This window comes from Pseudomonas putida, assembly GCF_002025705.1.
In the GTDB taxonomy this organism is placed as follows: Bacteria; Pseudomonadota; Gammaproteobacteria; order Pseudomonadales; family Pseudomonadaceae; genus Aquipseudomonas; species Aquipseudomonas putida_J.
On record NZ_CP018846.1, the window covers coordinates 2476144 to 2499672 of the forward strand.

A 23529-nucleotide genomic window follows, 5' to 3' on the forward strand; every position below is an offset into this window, starting at 1 on the left:
TTAAATTGTTACTGAATGTAAGGCTGGTCAAGGTAGTTGATGTTATATACATCAAAGGCTTATGTGTGCATTCGCAGTTTTATCATGCTCTTTCCCGATCAACCCATTGGCAACAGCAAAGGACGTTGAAGAAGACATGAAAGCGAAGCTGACGGCTGTTGCGCGAAAATTCATCTCGCCCTCCATGCGCTACGAAATACGAAATGTATCAGACAAGTTACGCGAAGTGCTTGGACGTGCCTGTTTCTGGCGATGGGAAGTCGCAAGGTTCAGCCTGCGGCAGCAAAGCCCCTACGAAATTCTCTACATCGGCCGCAAGCAGCAACGGGAAATGGCCAGCCTGCTGATCGGCGGCAAGGATCAGGCGCCAGTAACGGTGGCGGCCAGCGGCGCCAAGCGCCCGGTGGTGTTGGTAAGTGAACTGCCCACTGCCGGCGCATTGTCGGTGCCGCATTATGTCAGTGCGGTGGTGCCCCTGGGGCGGCCACTGGACGAGATCATTGCCCGCTACGACAGCGAACTGCGCCGCACTATCCGCAAGAACCGGTCGCTGTACCAGATGCGCCCGGTGATGTCGGACGAAGAAATCGCCATGGCCGACCGTGACTTGTTGCGGCCATACGCCACCGCCAGGCAGGGCAGCAAGGCGGCGCAGTTTCCCACCGAAGAAGTGTTCCGCCTGGCCAAAGGCTATGGGCGGCTCGATCTGATCACACTTGATGACGAGGTGGTCGCCTGTCATCTGGGGTGTGAGGTCATCCGCGGTGGCAAGCGTTACTGGAGCACATTGCGTTTTGGCTATTGCGAAAGCGTGTTCTCGGACGCAAAAAAGCTGCGCGAAGTCAATTCCATGACCACTTTCATGACGCTGGAATGGGCGTTGGCCAATGGTTTCGATTACCACGATATCGGCCTGTGCGTGGCGCGCCCGGATGACGGGTTGCTGAGGTGGAAGCGCAGGCGTGGCGGTGATGTGGACACCCTGAACAACCACGCCTGCCTGTTCGTGCGCCTGCCCAGAACCGGCAAGGCGGACTTCCTCTGGGAAACGCCGCTGTTCGCAATGGAAGGCAACAAGGTCACTTTGCACCTGGGCCTGCCGGATACAGCCAGCGACGAGGAAATTGCCAGCCGTTATCAGGAAATGGTGTTCGGCGGCCTGCACAAAATCTACCTGTACAGTGCCAAGCGGGCAGGGGAGGTGTTCCTGCAGACGCTGCGCAGCCGCTATGCGGGCTTTCCCAGTCCACCGATTCTGGAACACGTTGCCTGTCAATGACAGGTAGCCGTGCCGAAGCATGTACTGACCTGGCCTTCAAGGGAGGGCGCAAATGGGTACTGATATTTCCAGGTTCGCTACGCCAAGCGGTTTCGGCCGCCACAGATGGACACTGGCTGCCTACAGCGCCATGGTCAGGAAGCGTCTGGGGCACCAGCCCGGTCTGGAACTCAAGAGCTTGGCCGAAAAAAGCTGGGATATCGCGCCGGGTGGCAGCGCCGTTTCGCCTGCGGCGATTTTCCTGCCCGGCCAGATGGAACGGGTCACGGGCTGGCAAGAGAAAGAATTCTTTCCTTACGTGCATCCTGGCCCGACCATGCAGGGCGGGCTGTCAGTCACGCATGGCCCGACTCGCGGCTATCTGCTGAAGGATGTGTGGCTGATCGATGGTGCCTTGTACAAGGGCAAGGCAAGCCAGTGGCTGTCGTTGCGGCAAGTCAGTGTTCCCTCGCTGAAGGTCGAGCACGAAATCGAGCGCGCGGCCATCTACTGCACGCACAACGGCAACAGTTGGTTCGGAACCTGGATGATGGAGGATTGCCCGACCTATGCCCTGGCCAGCAATGAGGGCGTGCCGGTGACCATTGCGCCATCGGCACGCTACCCGCTGTTTACTCAGGCCCCGGCATACGAGGCCTGGCTGGGCATGCAGCCCCTGCGCCTGCGCACGGCCCTGTTCCGCGAGCTGGTGCTGTTCGACGACATGAGCAACAACGACAGCCGTTTCCAGCGTTTCCGCGACATGGGGAACAAGCTGCTGGCCCATGTTTCCCATGCGCCGCACCCTGGCGTGTTCATTCTGCGTGGCAGCGATGGCGAGCGGCGCATGTTGCGCAATGAGCTGGAACTGGCCGAATACCTGCGCAAGTCGCGCGGTTTCAGGGTCATCAACCCGCTGAAGATGCAGGTGCCGGAAATCGTAGCAGCGTGTGCCGGAGCCCGAGTGGTGATGGGTGTCGAAGGCAGCCAACTGGTACACGGTGTCAATGTCCTTCAGCCGGGTGGCACCGTGTTCGCCTTGCAGCCACCGAACCGCTTTGTCAGCTATTACAAGTTCCTGACAGACCGTGACGGTCAACACTTCGCGTTCGTGGTCGGGGAGCCTGACGGCGAGGGTTTCAGCATCAGTATTGATGAAGTGGAGCGAACCTTGGACCTGTTGCCTGCCTGAATATTGGCGTGACGATTTTCATATCGATATAACAATGATTGCCGTTCAGTATTTCAGCAATGCAACAGCGGCGCGGTCCCTGTTTTGGCGCGTCATGCAAACAGGGGCGCCGCTGTTCACTTTTCAGCTGGTAACCTCTGCGGCTGAAAACCCTGTGCCAGAGCCTTCCTGTCAAAATACGTGCACACCGTCAATCCTGCTGTAGAGCGACGGCGGGTTTCTGACGCGACCATGTGATGGTCATTAATTTTTATTATGGTGTCGGATCGTTGACGTAATGTCATTCTGCCCATAAGCTCAAATCAGCAGCGATCAAGTCTTCCGACTACCTGAATAATAATGATCTGTCCTCTTTGCAGGAGGGGAACATGCGCTCGACTCTCTTCATCAAATCGATATTCCTGTTGGTGTTAATGAGTGGTGCAGCGCGAGCCGCAGACTCTTACATGAGTCAAACCAATATTGTGCCGCTGGCAACCGCAGGTTGGTTGTTTGCATTTGCCATTATCGGCTTTGTGGCGGTGGCCAACAGAAAGAAGATCTAAGTTGTTTCAACGTTGCCGCAATGCCAACGGATTGACGCTAGAAAATGGATATTTGCGTTTTTCCGGCCGGCCATTGCTTGTCAATTTTACAGCCGTTGCTATATTCCACTAGCCAGTACCCCCTGTGGGTGCGAAGCGGCAGAGGCAAGAGTGGCGACATTGCGGCATCGGGCCTCGAGGAAGGTAGAGGCCAGCGCGGCGGGTAATGCCCCTGCGACGTGGAGCGAGAGGTTTGCTGCTGTTCTCATTCAGTGCTCTTAACCTGGGCCGACTGGCCGGAGGGATCCCTCATGGTACGTTTGCTGATGTCCGTTCTCTGTGCCTTGGTGGTGTGGTCTGGCATCGCCGCTGCCGACACTTCCTCTTCTGCCTACCTGTTAAGCCCCGGCGACAAAGTCATGATTTCGGTCTGGCAGGAAGATACCCTGCGTCAAGAAACCGTGGTCCTTCCCGATGGCAGTATCACCTTCCCGCTGGCGGGTCGCGTGGATGTCGCCGGCCTTGAAGCTACCGCCGTGGCGAAAAAGATCGAGACCGCGCTGAAACCTTACTTGGCCCAGCCCAATGTCAGCGTGGTGGTCACCAGCACGGCAGGCAACCTTGTGTATGTGCAAGGCAAAGTGATCAAGCCCGGCCCGGTGCCGATGGCAGGCCCTACGGCGGTGCTTCAGGCCTTGAGCATGTCGGGTGGAATGGACAAATTCGCCGACGAAAGTGCCATCAAGGTCATTCGCGGCCAAAAGGTCATGCCGGTGCGATACAAGGATCTGGTTTCTGGGCGTGACATGTCCACCAACTTCCAACTTCAGGCTGGCGATACGCTGGTCGTACCTTGACTTTCCTAATAACTAAGAACGACTTGTGCCTATCAATAAAACGACGAGTGTTGTAACGGCAATCATGATGATGCCGTTCTCTGGGGTGGTTGATGCCGCTAGCTGGCAGTCTTCAGTCGAGGTTCCCACGACTGTCGAGTACGACAGCAACCCATTGCTCCTGACGTCCAAGGAGAAAGGTGTGACGCGTACCATCATTGCGCCTGATTACACCCTGGTAGGTCAGTTCGATCGCGACCAGTTGCGCATGGGCGTGGGCATGCATGTGCTGCGCTCGTCCGACCGCTCGGTGATGGATGACCGTGAAGACCCCAACCTCAGGCTGGGCTGGCAGCGCGAAACCGAAAGCGGCGGCTTTGGCCTGCTGGCGCAATACGATGAAAGTTCGACGCTCTCCGGCGCGGTGCAGGATACCGGTGTAGTGACCACCACCGACGGCACCCAGAAGATGTCCAGGCTCACGGGCAACTGGAGCAGCGCGGTGACCGAACGCAGCACCCTGGCCAACGAACTTCGCTATTCCCATGCCAGCTACGACATCAGCTCGCTGACCGGTTATGACGAGTACGCCAACGATTTCAGCTGGACGTACGCCTGGAGCGAGCGCACCGACATCATCACCAGTTTCGAGGCACGGCGATACGAGCCGGACAGCGGCACCACGGCAATCGCCACCAACAGCTATGTCCCCAGCATTGGCGTCAAGTATCAGTTCTCTGACAGCCTGGTCGGCGATATGCATGTTGGTGTCAACCAGACCAACGGTGCCGGTACCCAGCGCCGTGGTGAAGGCGGCGCAGCGCTGACTTACCGAGGCTCGCGTACCGAGGCCAACCTCAGTGCCGACCGCAGCACGATGTCCAACGCCCAGGGCGGCGCAGCCGAGATGGACATGGTGCGTGCCGGCTGGAGCTACCTGGTCACTGAAACCACCCGGGTCGGCGCCGATGCCTGGTGGCAGGACAGCAAAGGGCAGAACCCCAACACCATGCAGACTTACAGCGTCTGGGCCAGCCGGGCCTTTTCGCCGGCCTGGGACCTGCGTTTTTCGTTGCTGTACAAGAAGCGTGAACAGGATGGCCTGCCCGATGCCGACGCTACCATCGCTGGTTTGACGCTGACGTATAGATACCCCGACATCTGAACATCGGATTGGTGGCCACTATGAAATCTGAGTACGAGCTTTCTATCAAAGATTACATTGCCATCATCAAGGATCGTGCCTTGCTGTTGGGGGTTGTCATAGTGGTCGTGCTGGCGGCGACCGTCGGGGTGGCAATCAGCGTGCCACCGATCTATCAATCGACCGGGACCATTCTGGTGGAGTCGCAGCAGATTTCCCCCGACCTGGTCTCGGCCGGCAACAACAGTTTTGCCGATGAGCGTATCGAGGTCATCCGCCAGCGGGTGATGACCCGCGAGAACCTGCTACGGATCATCGACAAGTACAACCTGTTTGCCGACCGCGGCAGCCGCCTCAGCGAAACCGACAAGATCGAGCAGATGCGCAGCGCCATCGTGGTGGCCACGCTCAGCACCTTTGTCAAAGGGCGCGGCGAGGCCACCGTGGCCTTTACCGTTTCCTACGAAGACAAACGCGCGGACGTGGCCAAGGAAGTGGCCGATGAACTGGTGTCGCTGTTCCTCAACGAGAACATGAAGCAGCGCACCGAGCGTGCCACCGAAACCACCGAATTCCTCACCCAGGAGGCCAACAAGCTCGGCGCCGAGCTGGCCGACCTGGAAAACCAGCTGGCAGACTTCAAGCAGACCCATTCCAATGCCTTGCCCGAGAACCAGCAACTGCGCATGAGCATGCTGTCGCGTTCCGAGCTGGAATACCGCGAAGTGGACCGCGACTACAAGGCCGCGCAGGAAGAACTGCGCTACCTGGAGCTGGAACTTGCAGCGGCCAACTCCGGCGCCCCGGCCCAGGCCGCCAACGGCAGGGCTGTAGCCCCTGACCCGCAAGACCTGCCAGGGCTGAAGGCGGAGTATGCGCGCCTGCTGACCAAGTACACCGAAGCGCACCCGGATGTGGTGGCAATCAAACGCAAGATCGATGTGCTCAAGGCCTCGGGCGACCAGGGCATCGCCGCCGCCGGGGCACTGAACCTGGATGCCGCCAGGGTACGCACCAAGATGGCTGCGGCGCAGTCGCGCATCGCATCGCTGGCCGAGCAGAAGCGCCAGCTGACCACCAAGATGGAAGGCTATGAGGCCGACATCCTCGAAGCACCGCAAGTTGAACGCGGCCTGGTGACGCTGATGCGCGATCACGACAACGCGCGCAAGAAGTACGAAGAAATCCGCAACAAGGAAATGGGCGCGAAGATCACCGAAAGCCTCGAGCAGGAAAACAAGGCCGAGCGCTTCGTGTTGCTGGAACCACCGCTGATGCCGGAAAAACCGGTCAAACCCAACCGCAAGAAAATCGTCGCGCTTGGCCTGGTCCTGGCCCCGGCCGCTGGCGGTGGCCTGGTGATGCTGCTGGAAATGCTCAATCAGCGCGTGCGCGGTGTCGGGGCGCTGGAAAGCGTGCTGGGCAGGCGCGTGCTGGTGGCGGTGCCGTATATCTCTACCAAGGCGGACAAGGCCAGGCGCAAGAAGCTGCTATCGATGATGATCGGTGCCGGTTTGCTGCTGGTTGCTATCCTGTTGGTGGTCGTCCATGTGGTTTACATGCCTTTGGACCTCCTGCTTTACAAAGCTATGGCTCGGTTTGAATAGGGAGCGCAGCGATGGACAGAATTACGCCGGCTATTGGTAAGAACATTCACCAGGTTTCGCCTGCCACCCCCGAGACGGCGCAGGTACCTTCGGTCATGGAGAAGCCCGGGGAGCTCGGCCAGTTCGATTACGTACAGACCAGGGTGGTGCCGCTGAATGCGGAGCTCCTGGAGCGTAACCGGATCGTTTCCTTCAACAAGAACTCGAACATGAGCGGGGCGATCGACCTGCTGCGCACACAGGTGCTGCAGGCCATGGAGGACAATGGCTGGCGTACGCTGGCAATCACCTCGCCAACGCCCGAGGCGGGCAAGACGGTGCTGGCCGTCAACCTGGCCATGAGCATCGCCCACCACACCAACAAGACGGCCTTGCTGGTCGACTTCGACCTGCGCCGCCCGCGGGTGGGCAGCAGCCTCGGCCTGCCGATGGAGAAGGCGCTGAACGACGTGCTCAACGGCAAGGCCTGGCTCGAAGAGGCGCTGGTTAACCCGACGCTGCCACGCTTTGTAGTGCTGCCGACACGCGAGCCGGTACCGATGTCCACCGAGGTGCTGTCGTCACCCAAGGTCAGCAACCTGATCACCGACCTGCGCGACCGTTATGACTCGCGGATCTGTATTTTCGACTTGCCGCCACTGCTGAGTTCGGATGACGCGATCACCGTGCTGCCGAAGTTCGACTGCGTGTTGCTGGTGGTGGCCAATGGGATGAACAGCAAGAAGGATATCGAGGATTGCCTGTACCACCTGGCCTCGTCGAACCTGGTTGGGGCGGTACTGAACAAGGCGGATGAACAACCGCGGACTTACTACTGAGGGTTGGCCCCTTCGCGTCGAGCTGACGCGAAGGGGTTGGCTGTCACTTCCAGGGATACTTCTGCTCCCACTCCCACGCGTGACTCACGATCTCATCCAGTGAACTGAACACGGGCTGCCAGCCCAGCACTGCCCTGGCTTTCTCAGCATCCGCCACCAGCCGGGGCGGGTCACCGGCGCGGCGCGGCGCTTCGATGACAGCGATCTGCCGGCCAGTCACCGTGCGCGCTGTCTCGATCACTTCCTGCACCGAAAAGCCCAGCCCGTTGCCCAGGTTGAAGGATACGGTTGCACCATCTCTCAGCAGGTACTCCACTGCCAGCGCGTGCGCCGAAGCCAGGTCGGCAACATGGATATAGTCACGGATGCAGGTGCCATCCGGTGTGTCGTAGTCATGGCCGAACACGGTCACGGCCTCGCGCCGCCCGGAAGCTGCCTGCAGGATCAGCGGGATCAGGTGGGTTTCTGGTTCATGGCATTCGCCCAACTCGCCATCCGGGTCAGCGCCGGCTGCGTTGAAGTAACGCAAGCTTACCGAGCGCAGGCCATAAGCCCGGTCGAAGTCCTCGAGCATCTGTTCCACCATCCATTTGCTGCGCCCGTAGGGGTTGATCGGCAGCTTCGGGTGTTGCTCGTCGATGGGCACATACTGTGGGTCGCCATACACGGCGGCACTTGAAGAGAAGATCAGCCGCTTGATACCTGCCCGTACCATGGCCTCTAGCAGGCTCAGGGTCGCGCAGACGTTGTTCAGGTAGTACTTGTCGGGGTCGACCACCGACTCACCGACCTGGATGAACGAGGCGAAATGGAACACCGCGTCGAAGTGATAATCGCTGAACAGGGCGTCCAGCGCGTGGCCGTCGGCGATGTCCAGGCATACCCATTCGATGCCGGGCGCCGGCGCCTCAAGGTCCGCCACCACCACCTCATGGCCGGCACGCAGCAGGTGCTTGACCATGTGTGAGCCGATATAACCTGCACCACCGACAACCAAGTACTTCATCCAATCCTCCTGGAACAGACGCAGCGTCGAATGCCTGGAATACAGGGCTTCAATGACTGTAGATGGCGATATGCCCTATTTCAAGAACAGCCAGTTGGCCATGTGCTGGCCATCGAAAGTGATCAGGTAACGCCCATCCTTGTAGCTCGCCGGCAGGGCTTTTTCCTGGCCGTCGCTGCTGCGGCTGTAGAGTTTCAGGCCCGCCGGCGCCTTGATGCTCAGGCTGCCTTGCAGGGGTTCGACATGGAACGGCGTTACGTCGTCGGGCCTGGGCACGGCGCGGCTGCCCAGCGAAATCAGCAGGCTGCGCGACTGGGTGAGCGGTTTGGCGTCCAGGCTCTGCACCACGACGCTGGCGTAGGCGGTTTTCAGCTGGAGCTGGATGTCACCCACGTTGAGCGACTGGCCGCCCAGCCATCCGGTTGCCGCCTGCGTCATGGGTGTATCGATGGTGTACAGGCCCTGCTGCCAGTTGTGCCGCAGCTCGCCGGTGTCGGTTACCGCCTCACTGGCATCGCTATCGATCAGCGACTGCCCAGGGTCTTTCAATACCTGCGCATCGGCAGGTATCACGCCGGCCTGCAGCCACGGCAACTCCGGGGTTTTCGGCATGGCGATCTGCAGGCGGCCTTTCTCCATGGCTGTGCGCAGCATCACCGAGTTGGCTGGGGAAATCTCCTGGTTGAACAGGGTGGCTGCGGTGGGCGCGAAAACGTAGCGGGTCTTGGCCTGGTGCACGTCCTGGCGCCGATAGAGCAGGGCGGCCGCGGGGAGGGTGGCAATCAGCCCCGGGTCGTTGTAGGCATTCCAGTTGTCGGCCCGGCGCCACTGTTCATAAAACGCTTGCTGGCTGTAGGCGTATTGCATGATCGCGTCCCAACCCTGATGGCTGCCGGTGCCGGCCACGTAAAGCGGCAGCGAGTGGCGATCGGGCAGGGGGAAGGGTTCGGCGTTCCATTCGGTGACGGTCATCGGCTTGCCCAGCACCTGGGCCGCACCCAGCCAGTGGATCATGCCGTCGCTGCTCAGCGGGTTCTTCTCCAGCTGGCCGAGGCCGCCGTAGCTGTGCGCGTCGACCACGTCGCCAGCGGTCAGTGCTGGCAGCGAGGACAGGCCATTGAGGCCCCAGGTACTGGTGGTGGCGATCGGCACCTTGACCCCGAGGGTGTGCAGGTAGCTGATCATGTCAGCGTAGAAGCGCTGCTCCAGGTCGTTGAGAAACAGCTTCGAGGGGCCGTGCTCCCAGGCGCGCCAGGTCTTGTCTTCCGGCAAGTCGTGGCGCTCGGCGAAGGCCTTGGCCTGATCCATGTAGAGGCGGTTGTGCTTGGGAACATTCTTGTCAGGCAGCAGCGCATTGCCGAAGTGGTGGGTGACGTCGTTCTCGTTGGTGATCAGCACCGCGGCAATTGCCGGGTCGTCCTTGTAGGCGAGCCCGGTGTAGCTGTTGACGTGGGTCAGGTACTGCTCGGCAAAGCGCTTCATCGCTTGCTGCATGGTGACGTTGACGAACAGGTAGCCCTTGAGGCTGGCGACCGAGTGCTCCTTGGGCAGCTCGTCGAAGCCATAGATGTTGTCCGCTGCGGTGAGCGGGCGTGACACATGCAGGTCGAGCCATACGTAGATGCCTTCGTCCTTGAGGCTCTTGATCCACAGGTCGATCTTCTTCAGCGACTCGTCGCTAAGCTGCTGGGTATCCTTGAGCTGCTGCAAGTCACCGAAGACGTTGGGCGTCACCCAGGGGGAGTCGTGGTGGTGCAGGCGTACGAGGTTGAAGCCCAGGGCCGACAAGCGCTTGGCCTGTTGCTTGATTTCCTCGTCGGGCGTGCGGAACAGCGAGTAGGCCGCCATGTTGGTGCCCCAGAAGCGCACCGGTGTGCCGTCAGCGAACACCAGCTGTTCGCCATCGGCCTTGACGAAGCCGCGCTTGCCGGCCGGTTTTTCCGCTGCGTTGAGGAACGACAGGTCAACCGGCGAGGTGCGCCAGTCGAGCTGGTCATCCGGCCAGGTCGCGGGGTCGGTGATGCCAAAGCGTTCGGTGGCGGTCTGGCCGATGGTGATATCGCCGGTCACGCTCAACTGCGCCTTGATCTGCTGTTGCCCGGGCTTGATCGGGTCGGTGTAGAAGAAGGTGCGCACCTGGTCGGTGTTGCCCCGTTCGAAATAGACCTTGGCCAGCGGTGGGTCGAAGCGCATTTCGACGTGCGGCCCCTTGGGGTTCTTGCCCCACGCCCAGCCGCGGTTTTCCGGTAGCAGCACCGGGTCGCCCATTTCCCCGGCGATCAGCGTGGGGTCGAAGCGCCAGACGATGCCGCCGCCCATCACGCCACTCTGCCTGCTGTGCGCCTGCAGGTCGAAGTCCCAGGTGAGGGTTTGCGCCTGGGGCTTCTGGATGTCGGCCTTCAGGTCGAAGTCCAGGTCCTTGTTGCTGCCGGTCACCGTGTAGCGGTAGGGCCCTTCGACCTTGAGCGCCGGATAGAACCCCGTCCAGCCCCAGTTCGCGCCCCAGAAGTCGAAGCTGGGCACGAAAGCCGGGCCACCACCGTGGGTCAGGGTGGGCAAGCCGTTCTGTTCGTCCACACGCACGACCCAGTCTGACGCCCAGCCGCTCACGGGCAATGCCAGCAGGCCGACCAGTAACGATGTGCGGGTCCATGTACACAGGGCAAGGCTGGGCATCTGACTACCTCGGTTGAAGGCTGATGGTGGTCACCTGGCTGGTCTCGGTTGCGGCCTGTCGGCGCAACATTTCTATGTAGGCGACGCTGAGCCCGGCAATCGACCAGTACACGATCGGGATGACCGTGATGCTGCTGACAGTGAAAATGGTCACCAGGATCCCCAGCAGGGTCGCCAGCAATACCCGCCCCAGCAGGCGGTGCGGGTCGGCGTTGTCAGTGAACGGTCGCATCGCCTTGCGGATACCCAGCAGGATGCAGGCGAAAAAGCCCAGGAACAGCCCCAGCCCCACCAGGCCGACGCGCAAGGCCAGGCCGACGTAGGTGTTGACGATGTCGATGATGCCTTCGCCCTGGATCATCGATTGCATTTCCGGGGTGCTGCGGTAATCGAACGAGCCGAACAGCGGGTTGCGCTGGATGACGATCCACGAATTGTCCAGCAGGCGTTGGCGGTAGGTGATGTTCTCCGTGTCCACCTTGCCGATGAAGGGCAGCAGGTCGAGCACTTTGTCGCCACCGGGCATGACGCTCAGCAACGGTATGGCCAGTACCCCGGCCAGTGCCAGCAGCGCCAGGCGCGACACGGCGTGCCTGCCCATCGCGATGAACACCACCACGATCACGCCTGCGCCTATCCACGGGCCGCGCGAAAGCGGCGCAAACAGCCCGGCGGCCAGTAGCAGGGCGCCCAGATAACGGTGCGCAGGTTTCTGCACGAAGTGCTGCACGAACAGGAACAGGCCCATTGCCACCGCCATCACATAGCCGAGCACGATGGCCTGGCCGGTGGTGACGCTGGCACGCAACGAGCCACCCCGGCTCAGGTAGGCTTTCATGTCCCATTGCAGGCCCAGGGCATCGATCAGGGCGTTGTACAGCAGCCAGTGGCGTACATACTCGGCAACCCCGAGCAGCGCCAGGAGGAAGCCTGCGATGACGAACGCCAGCAGGGCGTCCTTGAAGTCGCTGAGCTCACGCAAGCCACGGCTGGCCACGTAGTAGGGCAGGAACACATCGATATACAGGCTTAGCACCTGGCGCAGCGTGTCGGTGACGGTGGTCTCGCGCAGGGCAAGCGCGCTGGTCAGCACCAGGCTGGCCAGCAGCAGCTTGTCGGGCAGCAGGCGGCCGAAGCGAACGCTTTCGCTTTGCTTGCTCAGCACCAACGCAGCTGGCAGCAGCACGCACAGGGTCAGGACGCGTTGGTGGTTGATGTCGAACAGGTAGTTGATCACGCCAAAGCCAGGCACTTCAGTCATGGCTGGCGGGATCAGGAACAGCAACAGGAAGAACAGCGCCAGCGGGTTGTGCTCGCGGCGTTGGGCGACCAGCAGGATGACCGTGGCGGCGCCGGCATACAGCCAGAAGCTGTGGGCAACGAATGCCACCAGGGTCAAGGCAAACCACAGGTTGCGGCGTCGCTTGAAGTCCGTCAGGGGGATCAGGTCCGTTGCCGGACGCCGGGCCATGAAGAAAACCACACTGGCCACAAGCAGAATGACGACCAGGGCTCTTAAATGTTCAGGCATGGGTTGTAGGCACCTATCCCTCGGTGGACTGGATGGAGGCTAGCATCGTGGCTAAATGAAACTATAGTGACTTCTAGCCATTCGGTCAGAGATTGAAGTCATGCAGTCGATTGAAGTCGTGGCGATGCGAATCTTCCAGTGCAGGCGCGTGGCGCTGGTTATGCCTATGATTGCGCTAGGGGCACTCTGTGCCTCTCTGCTGACGCGCTTTTTCGATTGACCCTGATGGTCGCCCGACAAGGCCCGCCGCAGAGAGCGGGGCATAAGAAAATCAATGGTATGGGGCTCTGATCATGGGGACGCTGCAGTTTTGTACGCCGTTGCTGGGGCGCAGAGGCTTTATTCGCAATTGTGTCTTGTTGAGTGCCGGCGCGGCCGTGTTTGGTGTCAGCGCCAATGCAGCGCGCAAGCCTGAGCCAAAGGGAGGCTTCGTCGTCATCAATGGCTGGGTCTTGCCGGTTGGCTACTTCCAGGACGGTCGCTCATGATCAAGGATTACGACACTGACAAAAGCCTGCGTGACGCTTACGACTTCTGCATCATCGGCGCAGGCCCGGCGGGGATCACGCTGGCGTTGCGCCTGGCCGGGGCCGGCTGGAGCGTGGCGTTGCTCGAAGGCGGCGGGCGTGAGTACACACCGCGCTCGCAGGGCCTTTACAAGTGCACCTCCACTGGCCTTGAGCTGTTCCCCGCCGAAGACCGCTTGCGCTACCTGGGCGGTACGTCCAATCACTGGGCCGGCCGCTGCCGTCCCTTCACCGCTTCGGATTTTGCCGTGCCGCCCCCGGTGGACATGCCCGGTTGGCCGATCACATACGCTGAAGTCGAGCGCTATCTGCCGGGCGCCATGGAGATCGTCGATCTGCCCCAGGGCGCGGAATTTCGCGCCATGAATGCCGGCCTGAACGGTGGCGATTTCGATGCCGACCGTTTCCTGCTCAGTACGCCAACGCGCTTTGCGCAGAAGTACGCCACGGCGCTTGACGAGACGCCAGGGCTGGATGTGTTCATCAACTGCAACTGCGTCGACCTGCTGTTCGATCAGGCCGCTGGCCAATTGAAGGCTGTGCAGGTGTCCGACTACGACGGCAAGCGCCGGCCTGTTACTGCGCGCAACTACATCCTCGCCATGGGCGCCATTGAAAACGCCAGGCAACTGCTCAACAGCAAGTCCCTGGCGCAGGCAGGCGTGGTGAGCAAGGACGGGCTGGTCGGCCGCTGCTTCATGGAACACCTGAACATCGACATGGGTACGTTCATCCTGCGCAGCGGTGAAAATACCGAGCCGCGCCAGTACTTCACCACCGATGCCTTCGTCGCCGAGTACCGGGCAGGCAAGGGCAACGTCCTGGCGTCTGTGCTGGCCGACGTGCAGACCTATGGCCGCACGGCCGAGGTGAAGCGCTTTCTGGAAAACCTGGCGTGTGACATGGGTGTGGCCAGCAAGATCGAGTTCGTGGCCAAGTTCAGCTGCCCAGGCGATGGCGTGATCAGCACGCTGATCGAGCAGTTTCCCAACGTTCATAGCCGTATCTCGCTGCTGGACGAGCAGGACGAACTGGGGGTGGCCAAGGTCAACGTCAACTGGGTGCTGAGCGACGACGACCGGCACACCATCAAGTGCATCGGCAGTGAACTGGCCAAGCAGTTCGCCGAGACGGGCCTGGGTTTCGTCAAGCTCAACGACTTCGTCTACGACACCAGCCTGCCGCTGAAGATGTCACCCCACGCGCATCACATGGGCACCACGCGGATGGCGGCAACGGCAAAGGACGGGGTGGTCGATATCAACTGCAAGGTGTTTGGCAGCGAAAACCTCTATGTCGCCGGCAGCAGTGTCTTCGCCACCGGCGGGGCTTCGAACCCGACAATGCCATTGCTGCAGTTCGCCTTGAGGCTGGCCGACCACCTCAACGAGAAGATGCGCTCGGCAACGGGGGCGGCGGCTTGAACCGTTGAACTGAAGTAGCGATGTGCAAGGGTTGAGTGCAACAGGGTCAGCACCTACAAGAACGAGACCTTGTTCGCCTCAGGGACAGTCCAGGATCGCTTGATTTGCGAGGCATGCCGTATGTTTGGATGGATACGCAGTGCAGTGGCGCATTATGCCAATACGACCGGACGAGGCGTTGCGGCCTACAAGAAGCTTTGCAACCCCACACCCAGGCAGTGGGGCGAATACCAGTGCCGATGGGGCGGGTTCTATTCCGTAGGCAGCAATTTTCACATGAATGTCGGTTGCAACGTCACCGACCGGGCGCTGGTGCGCATCGGCAATAACGTCGGCTTGTCCGATTGTACGTTGCTGGGCCATGACGGCGTGGTGGCGCTGATCGAGCTCTGCTATGGCAAGAAACTGGACTCGGTTGGTGTCATCGATGTCAGGGACAACAGCTTCGTCGGCCACGGCGCGATCGTCATGCCACGCGTGACCATCGGGCCTGATTCGGTGGTGGCTGCCGGTGCCGTGGTGACCAAGGACGTGCCACCGGGCACGGTGGTCGGCGGCAACCCGGCAAAGTTCATCTGCACCACTGCCGACTTGATCAAGCGGGTCGAGGATCGTTGCAACGCCTACCCCTGGATAGACCTGATCAAGCAGCGCTCAGGCTCCTTCGACCCAACGCTGGAGCCAACCTTGGCGATGCACAGGCGTCGCTATTTCTTCGGGGACGGCAGCAATGGATAAGAAGCCTGTCGATGTGATGGTGGTCAATTTCAACACCGCGTCGTTGCTGCAGCCGATGTTCGACGCACTGCGCGCCGCCGGCGGGGAAGCCCTGGCCAGCTACCTGGTGGTGGACAATGCGTCGGTTGACGACTCGGTGGAGCGCCTGGGCAAGGTCTGCCCTGATGCCTTGCTGCTGAGCAACAAGCTCAATGTCGGTTTCGGCCGCGCCAACAATCAACTGCTTGCGCACCTGCAGGGCAAGTACGCGCTGCTGCTCAACACCGATGCCTTCGTGGCTGCCGACAGCCTGCAGAAAACCGTCGACTACATGGAGGCACACCCGGAGTGCGGCATCCTTGGCGTGCGCCTGGTGGGCCGTGACGGCGATCTGCAACCGAGTTGCCGCTATTTCCCGACACCCTTGAACGTATTCGTCTCGCGCACCGGGCTTGGGCGTTTTTTCCCGGGCTTGAAAATGGTCGATGAAATGGACTGGGACCACGCTTCGGTGCGTGAGTGCGACTGGCTGCCCGGCTGCTTCTACCTCGTGCGCCGTGAAGTGCTCGACCAGGTGGGGCTGTTCGACCCGCGTTACTTCCTTTATTACGAGGAGGTGGACCACTGCAAGCGGGTGAAGGCGGCCGGCTGGAAAGTGGTGTATTTCCCTGACACCACGGTGGTGCACATCGGCGGTGAAAGCTCCAAGTCGGTGGCCGAACTGGAAGCGGCGAGCCGGCAGATATCCGGTTATCAGATCGAGAGCGAGCTGTTGTATTTCCGCAAGCACCACGGCGTGGCAGGGCTGGCCTTGCATATGCTGCTGGTGAGCCTGGGTGACCTGGTACTGGCGCTCAAGGCATTGCTCAAAGGCCGCGGCCTGGCTGCGATCAAGGCGTGCTGGAAACATACCCGCGTCACCTGGTCGTTGTTGTTCAAGACCCAGTTTGCCAGCCAACCCACACGGTAGGTGAAACCATGTTCGACAACATCCGCGCAGACTTGCGCGCTCACGGTGGTGATTGGGGCGCCCAGGGATTCTGGGTGCTGCTGGTCTACCGCTTCGGCCGCTGGCGCTATGGCGTACGTCCGGCCCTGCTGCGCAAAGTGTGTTCCTTCGTCTACAAGGTGCTGTTCAAGTTCGTGCAGATCATCACCGGGGTCGAGCTGCCCTGCGAGGTCGTGATTGGCCGCAATTTCGTCATCGACCACTTCGGCGGCATCGTCATCAGTGGCTATGCGCGCTTTGGCGATGACTGCCGGATCCGCAACGGTGTGGTGGTGGGCCTGAAGAACGTCGACGAACCCATCGCACCGGTGTTCGGCAACAACGTGGATATCGGCGCCGGGGCCAAGGTGCTGGGCAATATACGCATCGGTAACAACGTCGCGATAGGCTCGAACGCGGTGGTGTTGACCGATGTGCCGGACAACTCCCTGGCAGTGGGGGTGCCCGCGACGATCAAGTCGCGCAAGCACAGCGATGCAATGCAGTACACGTGACCCAGCCCGCAGCTGACGAGTGAAGCCCATGGTGACAGGCATTGGAGTGGTTGTGATCGGCCGCAATGAAGGCCAGCGCCTGGAGCGCTGCCTGTTGTCCCTGGTGGGGCGGGCGGACCAGTTGGTGTACGTGGACTCCGGCTCCTCCGACGGCTCGGTGCAGCTGGCGCGACGGCTTGGCGTCGAAGTGGTGGCGCTGGACATGACGCAACCCTTTACCGCTGCACGGGCCCGTAACGAGGGTTTTGCCTGCCTGCAAGGCATCGTGCCGTGTATCCGCCATGTGCAGTTCGTCGACGGTGATTGTGAAGTCGATGCCGGCTGGCTGGGCAAGGCCCAGGCCTTTCTCGACCAGCACCCGGACGTGGCGGTGGTGTGTGGGCGGCGCCGCGAGCGCTTCCCGCAGCGCTCGGTATACAACCTGCTGTGCGACCTGGAATGGGACACACCGGTGGGGGAAACCAAGGCCTGCGGGGGCGATGCACTGATGCGTGTCGACGCCTTCATGGCGGTATCCGGGTTTCGCCCGGAACTGATTGCCGGCGAAGAGCCGGAGCTGTGCGTGCGCTTGCGCGCAGCTGGCTGGAAGGTCTGGCGCCTGGCCGATGAGATGACCCTGCACGATGCCGCCATGACCCGTTTCGGGCAATGGTGGCGGCGCAGTCTGCGAGCCGGTTATGCCTATGCCGAGGGCGCCTACCTGCATGGGCTGGCCCCGGAGCGGCATTGGCTGCGTGAATCTCGGCGCGCTTGGTTATGGGGCCTGCAACTGCCACTGGCGATCCTGGTCGTGAGCCTGCTGTCGGGCGGTTGGGGGCTGTGGTTGTTGCTGGTCTATCCGCTGCAGATCGTGCGCCTGGCCCGCCGGGGCGGGCGTTCGACGCGGGAAAACTGGTGGCAGGCAGTGTTCCTGGTGCTGGGCAAGTTCCCCGAAATGCTCGGCCAGGCGAAGTTCCTGCTTAACAGGTACGCGGCCGGCAAGGCGCTGCTGATCGAGTACAAATGACATGTCGATGACGTTCAGATCGTTAGCCAAAAGTGTGCTTACCTTGCAGCCCGGCTATTCGCTGCGCGCGCTCAACAACAAGTTCAAGTTGACGGTATCGATGGCCCGCGAGTGGCCTGGCTTGCAGGCCTTCGCCAAGCGCATGTCACAGGCGCTGGGCAAAGACCGCTTCGAGCGGCTGGGCGTGGACTGCATCGGCGTCGTGCAGTGGCCGTACATCAGCAAGAGCTGGAGCGCCCCACAGCGGCTCGAAGCGGTAGCGTCCCACTATGAAGTGGTCGCTGCGCATTGTGCCCCGTTGCTGCTGTTGCAGCGTGACGAACATCGGCTGTTGTGCGACCTGTCGGCGTACTCCAGCGGTTGCAGCCTGGTGCTCGATCGGCCCATCTGGTTCAAGCGCGAAGGGGAGCTGGTGATCAACCTGTTCCAGGGCGAGCTGCGCGTGGCCTCGCTCGCGTTCACCCTGTGCCGTGAAGCAGCGGGCCTGTGCCTGTACATCGGCGCAGTGCAAGGCATTCACAAAGGCGTGGACAGCGAGACCTCGCTGACGATCTACCGCGACCTGACCAAGGACTTCGAAGGCCTGCGCCCCAGAAGCCTGTTGATCGAGGCGATCAAGTGCGTGGCCAGAACCCTGGGGGCCGAGCGCATTTATGCGGTGGGGGATGAATATCGCCACCATCGCCATCCTTATTTTGGCGCCGACAAACACCAGGACCTGGCCGCCAACTACGACGTGATCTGGCAGGAAAACGGTGCCGCTCCCTCGGACCGCGAGGACTTTTTCACCATCCCCTTGGCACCTGCGCAGCGCGCGGTAGAGGAAGTCGCGGCCAAGAAACGGGCAATGTATCGCAGGCGCCATGCGTTGCTGGATGACGTGTTTGGCCAGATACAGGCCGCCCTGGCTGCCAGCTCTGTGCAGCAGAGCGCGGCAGACCTGGCCATTCAGTAAACGGACTCAGATTCGGGGCACTATGCGCATTGCTTATTTCATCAATCAGTATCCCAAGGTCAGTCACAGTTTCATCCGCCGCGAAATACTGGCGCTGGAGCGCCAGGGCGTGGAGGTACAACGCATCGCCTTGCGTGGCTGGGACGCCGAACTGCACGACGCCGAAGACCTGGCAGAACGGGGCAAGACCCGCTATGTACTACAGGAGGGGTTGAGGGGCTTGTTCAAGCCCCTGTTAGAGGTGATGCGGGCACGCCCCAAAGCGTTTCTTGCAGCCCTGCGCCTGGCGCTTCGCCTGGGTTGGCGTGCCGATCGCCCATGGCCCTACCACCTGGTCTACCTGGCCGAAGCGTGCCGGGTGGTGCAGTGGTTGCAGGCATCTGCTGCCGAGCACGTGCACGCGCATTTCGGCACCAACTCGACAGAGGTGGTCATGCTGGCCAACGCGCTGGGCGGGCCCGGCTACAGCTTCACCGTGCATGGGCCGGAAGAGTTCGACAAGGCACAACTTCTGCACCTTGGCGAAAAGGTGCGCCGGGCCGCGTTCGTTGCCGCTGTCAGTTCTTTCGGGCGCAGCCAGTTGTACCGCTGGGTGGCACATGAGCACTGGGGCAAGGTCAAGGTGGTGCATTGCGGCCTGGAGCGCAGTTTCCACGAAGGGGCTGCGTTGGCTCTGGCGGATGCGCCCCGGCTGGTCTGTGTGGGGCGTTTGTGTGAACAGAAAGGCCAGTTGCTGTTGATCGAGGCCGCGCATGCCCTGGCCAGCCGGGGCGTGGCCTTTGAACTGGTGTTGGCAGGCGATGGCGAATTGCGCGGCCCGATCGAGGCGCTGATCGCCCGGCATGGATTGCAGACGCAGGTACGCATCACCGGCTGGATCAGCAGCGCGCAGGTACGCGACGAGATCCTTGCCGCGCGCGCGCTGGTATTGCCCAGCTTTGCCGAGGGTTTACCGGTGGTCATCATGGAGGCCATGGCGCTGCGTCGCCCGGTGCTTACCACCTACGTGGCAGGCATTCCCGAACTGGTGCGCCAGGGCGAGAACGGCTGGTTGTTCCCGGCAGGTTCGGTCGAAGCGTTGACCGATGCCATGCTTGACTGCCTGCAGCAACCTGCAGAGGTGCTGCAGCGCATGGGCGAGGCGGCTTACCAGCGCGTGCTCAAGCGCCACGACATCGATACTGAAGCGGCCAGGTTGCTCAGCCATTTCAAGGAGCCGACATGCTGACCCTGTTGGGCGGGTTGCTGGTGCTGGCGGCGCTACTGCTGCTGTTGCCGGCACTGCTGTTGTTCACCCAGGTCGTACTGGCCTGCCTGCCTGCGCCTGTGCGGGTAGCCCGGCAAGGCAAGCGTGCGCGGGTAGCCGTGCTGGTGCCCGCGCACAACGAGGCAACGCTGATCGCCTCTACGCTCGCCAGCATCAGGCCGCAATTGCGTGAAGGCGACCAACTGCTGGTGGTCGCCGACAACTGCACGGACCAGACCGCAAGCCTGGCCCGCGCGGCCGGTGCACAAGTGGTCGAGCGCCAGGATCAACAGCGACGCGGCAAGGGTTACGCATTGGACTTCGGGGTGCAGCATCTGCGCCAGTCGCCTCCGGATGTACTGATCATCATCGACGCAGACTGCCAGGTAGGCGCGGATGTGCTCGAGCAACTGGCACGCTGTTGCGTCGACAGCGGCCGGCCGGCACAAGCGCTGTACCTGATGCATGCACCTGCTGGCGCAGGGTTGAAAGTGCAGGTCGCCGCCTTTGCCTGGCGGGTAAAGAACCTGGTTCGCCCGCGTGGTTGGGCCCGGGCGGGCTTGCCCTGCCAGTTGATGGGAGCGGGCATGGCATTTACCTGGCAAGACTTGTCGGCCGTCAACCTGGCCACCGGGCATCTGGTCGAAGACCTGAAGCTGGGGCTTGAGTGTGCCGCGCTCGGCAAACCGCCCCTGTTCTGCCCGGAGGCTGTCGTCAACAGTCATTTCCCCACCAGCCAGGAAGGCCTGAGCATCCAGCGCAAGCGCTGGGAACATGGGCACCTGGGGGTTGTGCTGGCGGAGGGCCCGAAGCTTGTCGGGCATGCGCTGGCGCGACGTAACTGGCCGCTGTTGGGCATGGCCTTGGACCTGCTGGTGCCTCCGCTGGCCTTGCTGTCATTGCTGCTGACGGTGCTTTTTTTGGTCACCTGGCTGGCATTCGGACTATTTGGGCTGCTGTTGCCTGCATTGCTTGCCACGCTGGGGTTGGGCCTGTTGGGTGCTGCAGTCTTGCTGGCGTGGGCACGCTTTGCACGGGAGGTGATGCCGTTTTCGGTACTGATGTACGCGCCGTTCTATGCGGCCAGGAAAATCCCCCTGTACCTGGGGTTCCTACTCAAGCGCCAGGTGGACTGGGTGCGTTCGAAACGGGATGACAGCTGATGGGTGCTTGGGCCTGGCTGCAACGCTGGAAGACGATCATGGGCAAACTGCACCTGGTCGAGGATGCTGCAGACGAGCAACGGCTGCTGGTGTCGCTATGTTCAGCGCAGCGGCCAACGGTGCTGGGCTTCGTCAACGCCCATGCCATGAACCTGGTCGCCGGCAAGGCTGATTACTGCCAGGCACTGGCAGCGGCGGACGTGCTGCTGCGCGATGGGGCCGGCATGGCGATATTGCTGCGGCGCCTGGGGTTGGCGCCCGGGCTCAACATGAACGGCACGGATTTCATCCCCAAGCTGCTGGCGGCCTTCAATGGCAGGCGCGTGGCGTTCTGGGGTACGCGGGAGCCGTTCCTGTCCGAGGCCGCTCAGCGCTGCGAAGTGCGGTATGGCGTGCACGTGGTGTCACGGCACGATGGTTTTGCCGAGGTCGATACTTACCTGGGCCTCGCCCAGCAGCAACAGCCAGAGTTGATCGTGTTGGGCATGGGGATGCCCAAGCAGGAACAGGTGGCCGCCCGGCTGGCGGCGCTTGGCTACCCCTGCCTGATCGTATGCGGCGGCGCCATCGTGGATTTTCTGGGTGGCAAGGTTACGCGAGCGCCCCACTGGGTGCGGCGCTTGAACGGTGAGTGGATTTTCAGGTTGCTCAAAGAGCCCAAGCGGCTGTTTACGCGCTATGTGGTTGGCAATCCATTGTTCCTGTTGCGGGCGCTGCTCTACGCCAGAGCGCCTGCGCATCGGCTGTAGCGGCGAAGCTGAACGCAGTCTGTCGGAGTGGTCGATCTGCTCCGCAGCAAACCCCGGGTACTGCTACAGTGATATCAGTCTGTAGCAGCGCGCCGGGCAGCAAAATTTCAAAGGTTTTTCAGGTACCTGAGGTGAGTTTCCATCGCTTCGTTGTGATGGTCAGGCATATGCCATACACACAGATCAGTGAGGCCTTACGATGGTGTTCGAACCCCGCAGCAGTCGGTCGTTGCTCCAGCGAAGAAGCAGCGTCAGTAACGCCGTTCAAGCAGGCCTTGATGGGATTGCCGTCACCGGTGTGGCGTGGTACCTGATCTACGACCAGTTCGGTTACATCACTTCGGACTACGTGATCATGCTCCTGCTGCTGATCGGCGCACTGGCGGTCATTTATGATCACTACGCCATCTACCGCAGCAACGTAGGGCTTTCGGTAAAGGCCTTCAGGCTGTTCAAGGCCTGGTCGGCAACGTTCTGTTTCCTGGTGGTCATCGCCTTCCTGACCAAGCAGAGCGAAACCTACTCACGCCTGCTGGTCGTGCAGCTGTTTGTCATTGGCTATTTCGTCCAGTTGTTCCTGCACGTGGCCATGCGAGAGTTGCAGAAGCGCTTTACCGCCCATGCGCGGCTGGATAATGCCTTGATCATCGGCAATGGCGACCTGGCCAACTTCCTGTACCAGAAGATCAGCAACAACCCGTGGTTCGGCGAGCGGGTGATGGGCTGCATCTGGGTCGATCAGGAAGAGGACCAGGGGCGCGAGGCGCAAGATAACAAGCAGCGCCTGCCGGTGTTGGGCAGCATTGCCGACCTGGACGATATCATTGCCCAGCATGGTATTCGCACGGTGTACCTGGTAACCCCTCTTGGGGGGTCGGCAGTCATCCAGGATGTTTACCTCAAGTTGCTCGACAAGTGCATCGCGGTCAACTGGGTGCCGGATATCTTCTCGCTGCGCCTGATCAACCATAGCGTGCGTGAGATTGCCGGGATTCCGGTGCTGACCTTGTCGGAAACGCCACTGACCGGCACCAGCCTGTTCCTGAAAAACCTCGAGGACCGCGTGCTGGCAGCGCTCATTCTGCTGTGCGCTTCGCCGGTGCTGCTGACGGTCGCGCTGATCATCAAGTTCGACAGCCCGGGGCCGGTGTTCTTCCGCCAGGACCGCACAGGCTGGACCGGCGAGTCGTTCCGTATCTGGAAATTCCGCAGCATGCATGTTCATCAGCCGGAAAACGGCGTGGTCGCGCAAGCGCAGCGCAATGACCCGCGGCTGACCCGGGTCGGGGCATTCATCCGGCGCACAAGCCTCGATGAGTTGCCGCAACTGTTCAACGTGCTGACCGGCGACATGTCGCTGGTCGGCCCGCGCCCCCATGCCTTGCAGCATGACACGCTGTATTCACAGGACATCGTCGACTACTTCGCCCGCCATAACATCAAGCCCGGCATGACAGGCCTTGCGCAAGTGCGCGGGTACCGGGGTGAAACCAAGGACATCGAGCAGATGATCCAGCGGGTCAATTCGGACATCGAGTACATCAACAACTGGTCGTTGTGGCTCGACTTCGTGATCCTGGTGCGCACGATCAATGCCTTCACCGGCAAGCAGGCTTACTGACGCCGGAATCCAGCGTGGTGTACAGG

At 61.3% G+C, this 23529-nt stretch carries 21 protein-coding genes; 18 read left to right on the forward strand and 3 right to left on the reverse strand.

The genetic code is table 11. The annotated features are described in order from the left end of the window. Positions 1 to 136: 136 nt before the first annotated feature. The 7 genes from BUQ73_RS11175 (at position 137) to BUQ73_RS11200 (ending at position 7379) form a co-directional block, all read left to right on the forward strand. Positions 137 to 1279 (forward strand): hypothetical protein, encoded by a 1143-nt coding sequence (locus BUQ73_RS11175; RefSeq protein ID WP_079227984.1) that lies wholly within the window; start codon positions 137 to 139, stop codon positions 1277 to 1279. Positions 1280 to 1331: 52 nt separating this feature from the next. Continuing rightward, on the forward strand, positions 1332 to 2450 hold the full coding sequence (locus BUQ73_RS11180; RefSeq protein ID WP_079227985.1) for a glycosyltransferase family 61 protein: 1119 nt from the start codon (positions 1332 to 1334) through the stop codon (positions 2448 to 2450). Between the two features lie 368 nt (positions 2451 to 2818). Next, entirely contained in the window at positions 2819 to 2995 is a 177-nt protein-coding gene (gene eppA, locus BUQ73_RS28480) for an EPS-associated small membrane protein EppA (protein WP_177331659.1), read from the forward strand. Positions 2996 to 3285: 290 nt separating this feature from the next. Continuing rightward, positions 3286 to 3831, forward strand: coding sequence for a polysaccharide biosynthesis/export family protein (locus BUQ73_RS11185; protein WP_079227986.1), 546 nt, complete (start codon positions 3286 to 3288; stop codon positions 3829 to 3831). Positions 3832 to 3856: 25 nt separating this feature from the next. Continuing rightward, positions 3857 to 4975, forward strand: a complete 1119-nt coding sequence (locus tag BUQ73_RS11190; protein WP_192858696.1) for a hypothetical protein — start codon at positions 3857 to 3859, stop codon at positions 4973 to 4975. 20 nt (positions 4976 to 4995) lie between these two features. Continuing rightward, complete coding sequence (locus BUQ73_RS11195; RefSeq protein WP_079227987.1) at positions 4996 to 6561, forward strand: GumC family protein; 1566 nt, start codon at positions 4996 to 4998, stop codon at positions 6559 to 6561. 11 nt (positions 6562 to 6572) lie between these two features. Further along, positions 6573 to 7379, forward strand: coding sequence for a CpsD/CapB family tyrosine-protein kinase (locus BUQ73_RS11200; RefSeq protein ID WP_079227988.1), 807 nt, complete (start codon positions 6573 to 6575; stop codon positions 7377 to 7379). Positions 7380 to 7422: 43 nt separating this feature from the next. Here the strand turns inward: BUQ73_RS11200 and galE are convergent, their stop codons facing one another. The 3 genes from galE to BUQ73_RS11215 form a co-directional block, all read right to left on the reverse strand. Then, positions 7423 to 8385 carry a UDP-glucose 4-epimerase GalE gene (gene galE / locus BUQ73_RS11205; protein ID WP_079227989.1) on the reverse strand — a complete coding sequence of 321 codons (963 nt, stop codon included), beginning with the start codon at positions 8383 to 8385 and terminating at the stop codon, positions 7423 to 7425. Positions 8386 to 8460: 75 nt separating this feature from the next. Further along, on the reverse strand, positions 8461 to 11061 hold the full coding sequence (locus BUQ73_RS11210; RefSeq protein WP_079227990.1) for a cellulase family glycosylhydrolase: 2601 nt from the start codon (positions 11059 to 11061) through the stop codon (positions 8461 to 8463). A 4-nt stretch (positions 11062 to 11065) separates the two neighbouring features. Then, positions 11066 to 12592, reverse strand: coding sequence for an O-antigen ligase family protein (locus tag BUQ73_RS11215; RefSeq protein WP_079227991.1), 1527 nt, complete (start codon positions 12590 to 12592; stop codon positions 11066 to 11068). Positions 12593 to 12885: 293 nt separating this feature from the next. On the opposite strand from BUQ73_RS11215, the gene BUQ73_RS11220 reads away from it, so the two are divergent. From BUQ73_RS11220 to BUQ73_RS11270, 11 genes are all read left to right on the forward strand, one after another. Continuing rightward, entirely contained in the window at positions 12886 to 13080 is a 195-nt protein-coding gene (locus tag BUQ73_RS11220) for a hypothetical protein (RefSeq protein WP_027916658.1), read from the forward strand. Beyond that, entirely contained in the window at positions 13077 to 14543 is a 1467-nt protein-coding gene (locus tag BUQ73_RS11225; RefSeq protein ID WP_079227992.1) for an FAD-dependent oxidoreductase, read from the forward strand. The genes BUQ73_RS11220 and BUQ73_RS11225 overlap by 4 nt, the downstream gene beginning before the upstream one ends. A 120-nt stretch (positions 14544 to 14663) precedes the next feature. Then, positions 14664 to 15281, forward strand: coding sequence for an acyltransferase (locus tag BUQ73_RS11230; protein WP_079227993.1), 618 nt, complete (start codon positions 14664 to 14666; stop codon positions 15279 to 15281). After that, positions 15274 to 16230 (forward strand): glycosyltransferase family 2 protein, encoded by a 957-nt coding sequence (locus tag BUQ73_RS11235; RefSeq protein ID WP_079227994.1) that lies wholly within the window; start codon positions 15274 to 15276, stop codon positions 16228 to 16230. The genes BUQ73_RS11230 and BUQ73_RS11235 overlap by 8 nt, the downstream gene beginning before the upstream one ends. 8 nt (positions 16231 to 16238) lie before the next feature. Continuing rightward, the gene (locus tag BUQ73_RS11240) at positions 16239 to 16763 is read left to right on the forward strand and encodes a serine O-acetyltransferase (protein ID WP_027916654.1); all 525 of its coding nucleotides are present in this window, start codon (positions 16239 to 16241) and stop codon (positions 16761 to 16763) included. A 28-nt stretch (positions 16764 to 16791) separates the two neighbouring features. Continuing rightward, on the forward strand, positions 16792 to 17769 hold the full coding sequence (locus BUQ73_RS11245) for a glycosyltransferase (protein WP_027916653.1): 978 nt from the start codon (positions 16792 to 16794) through the stop codon (positions 17767 to 17769). Between the two features lie 7 nt (positions 17770 to 17776). Then, on the forward strand, positions 17777 to 18724 hold the full coding sequence (locus BUQ73_RS11250) for a VirK/YbjX family protein (protein ID WP_079230535.1): 948 nt from the start codon (positions 17777 to 17779) through the stop codon (positions 18722 to 18724). A 22-nt stretch (positions 18725 to 18746) separates the two neighbouring features. Beyond that, positions 18747 to 19952 carry a glycosyltransferase gene (locus tag BUQ73_RS11255; protein WP_079227995.1) on the forward strand — a complete coding sequence of 402 codons (1206 nt, stop codon included), beginning with the start codon at positions 18747 to 18749 and terminating at the stop codon, positions 19950 to 19952. Continuing rightward, positions 19946 to 21133 carry a glycosyltransferase family 2 protein gene (locus BUQ73_RS11260; RefSeq protein ID WP_079227996.1) on the forward strand — a complete coding sequence of 396 codons (1188 nt, stop codon included), beginning with the start codon at positions 19946 to 19948 and terminating at the stop codon, positions 21131 to 21133. The genes BUQ73_RS11255 and BUQ73_RS11260 overlap by 7 nt, the downstream gene beginning before the upstream one ends. Then, positions 21133 to 21882, forward strand: coding sequence for a WecB/TagA/CpsF family glycosyltransferase (locus tag BUQ73_RS11265; protein WP_079227997.1), 750 nt, complete (start codon positions 21133 to 21135; stop codon positions 21880 to 21882). Before BUQ73_RS11260 ends, BUQ73_RS11265 begins: the two co-directional genes overlap by 1 nt. A gap of 199 nt (positions 21883 to 22081) precedes the next feature. Further along, positions 22082 to 23503, forward strand: a complete 1422-nt coding sequence (locus BUQ73_RS11270; protein ID WP_079227998.1) for an undecaprenyl-phosphate glucose phosphotransferase — start codon at positions 22082 to 22084, stop codon at positions 23501 to 23503. The last annotated feature ends 26 nt before the right edge of the window (positions 23504 to 23529 follow it).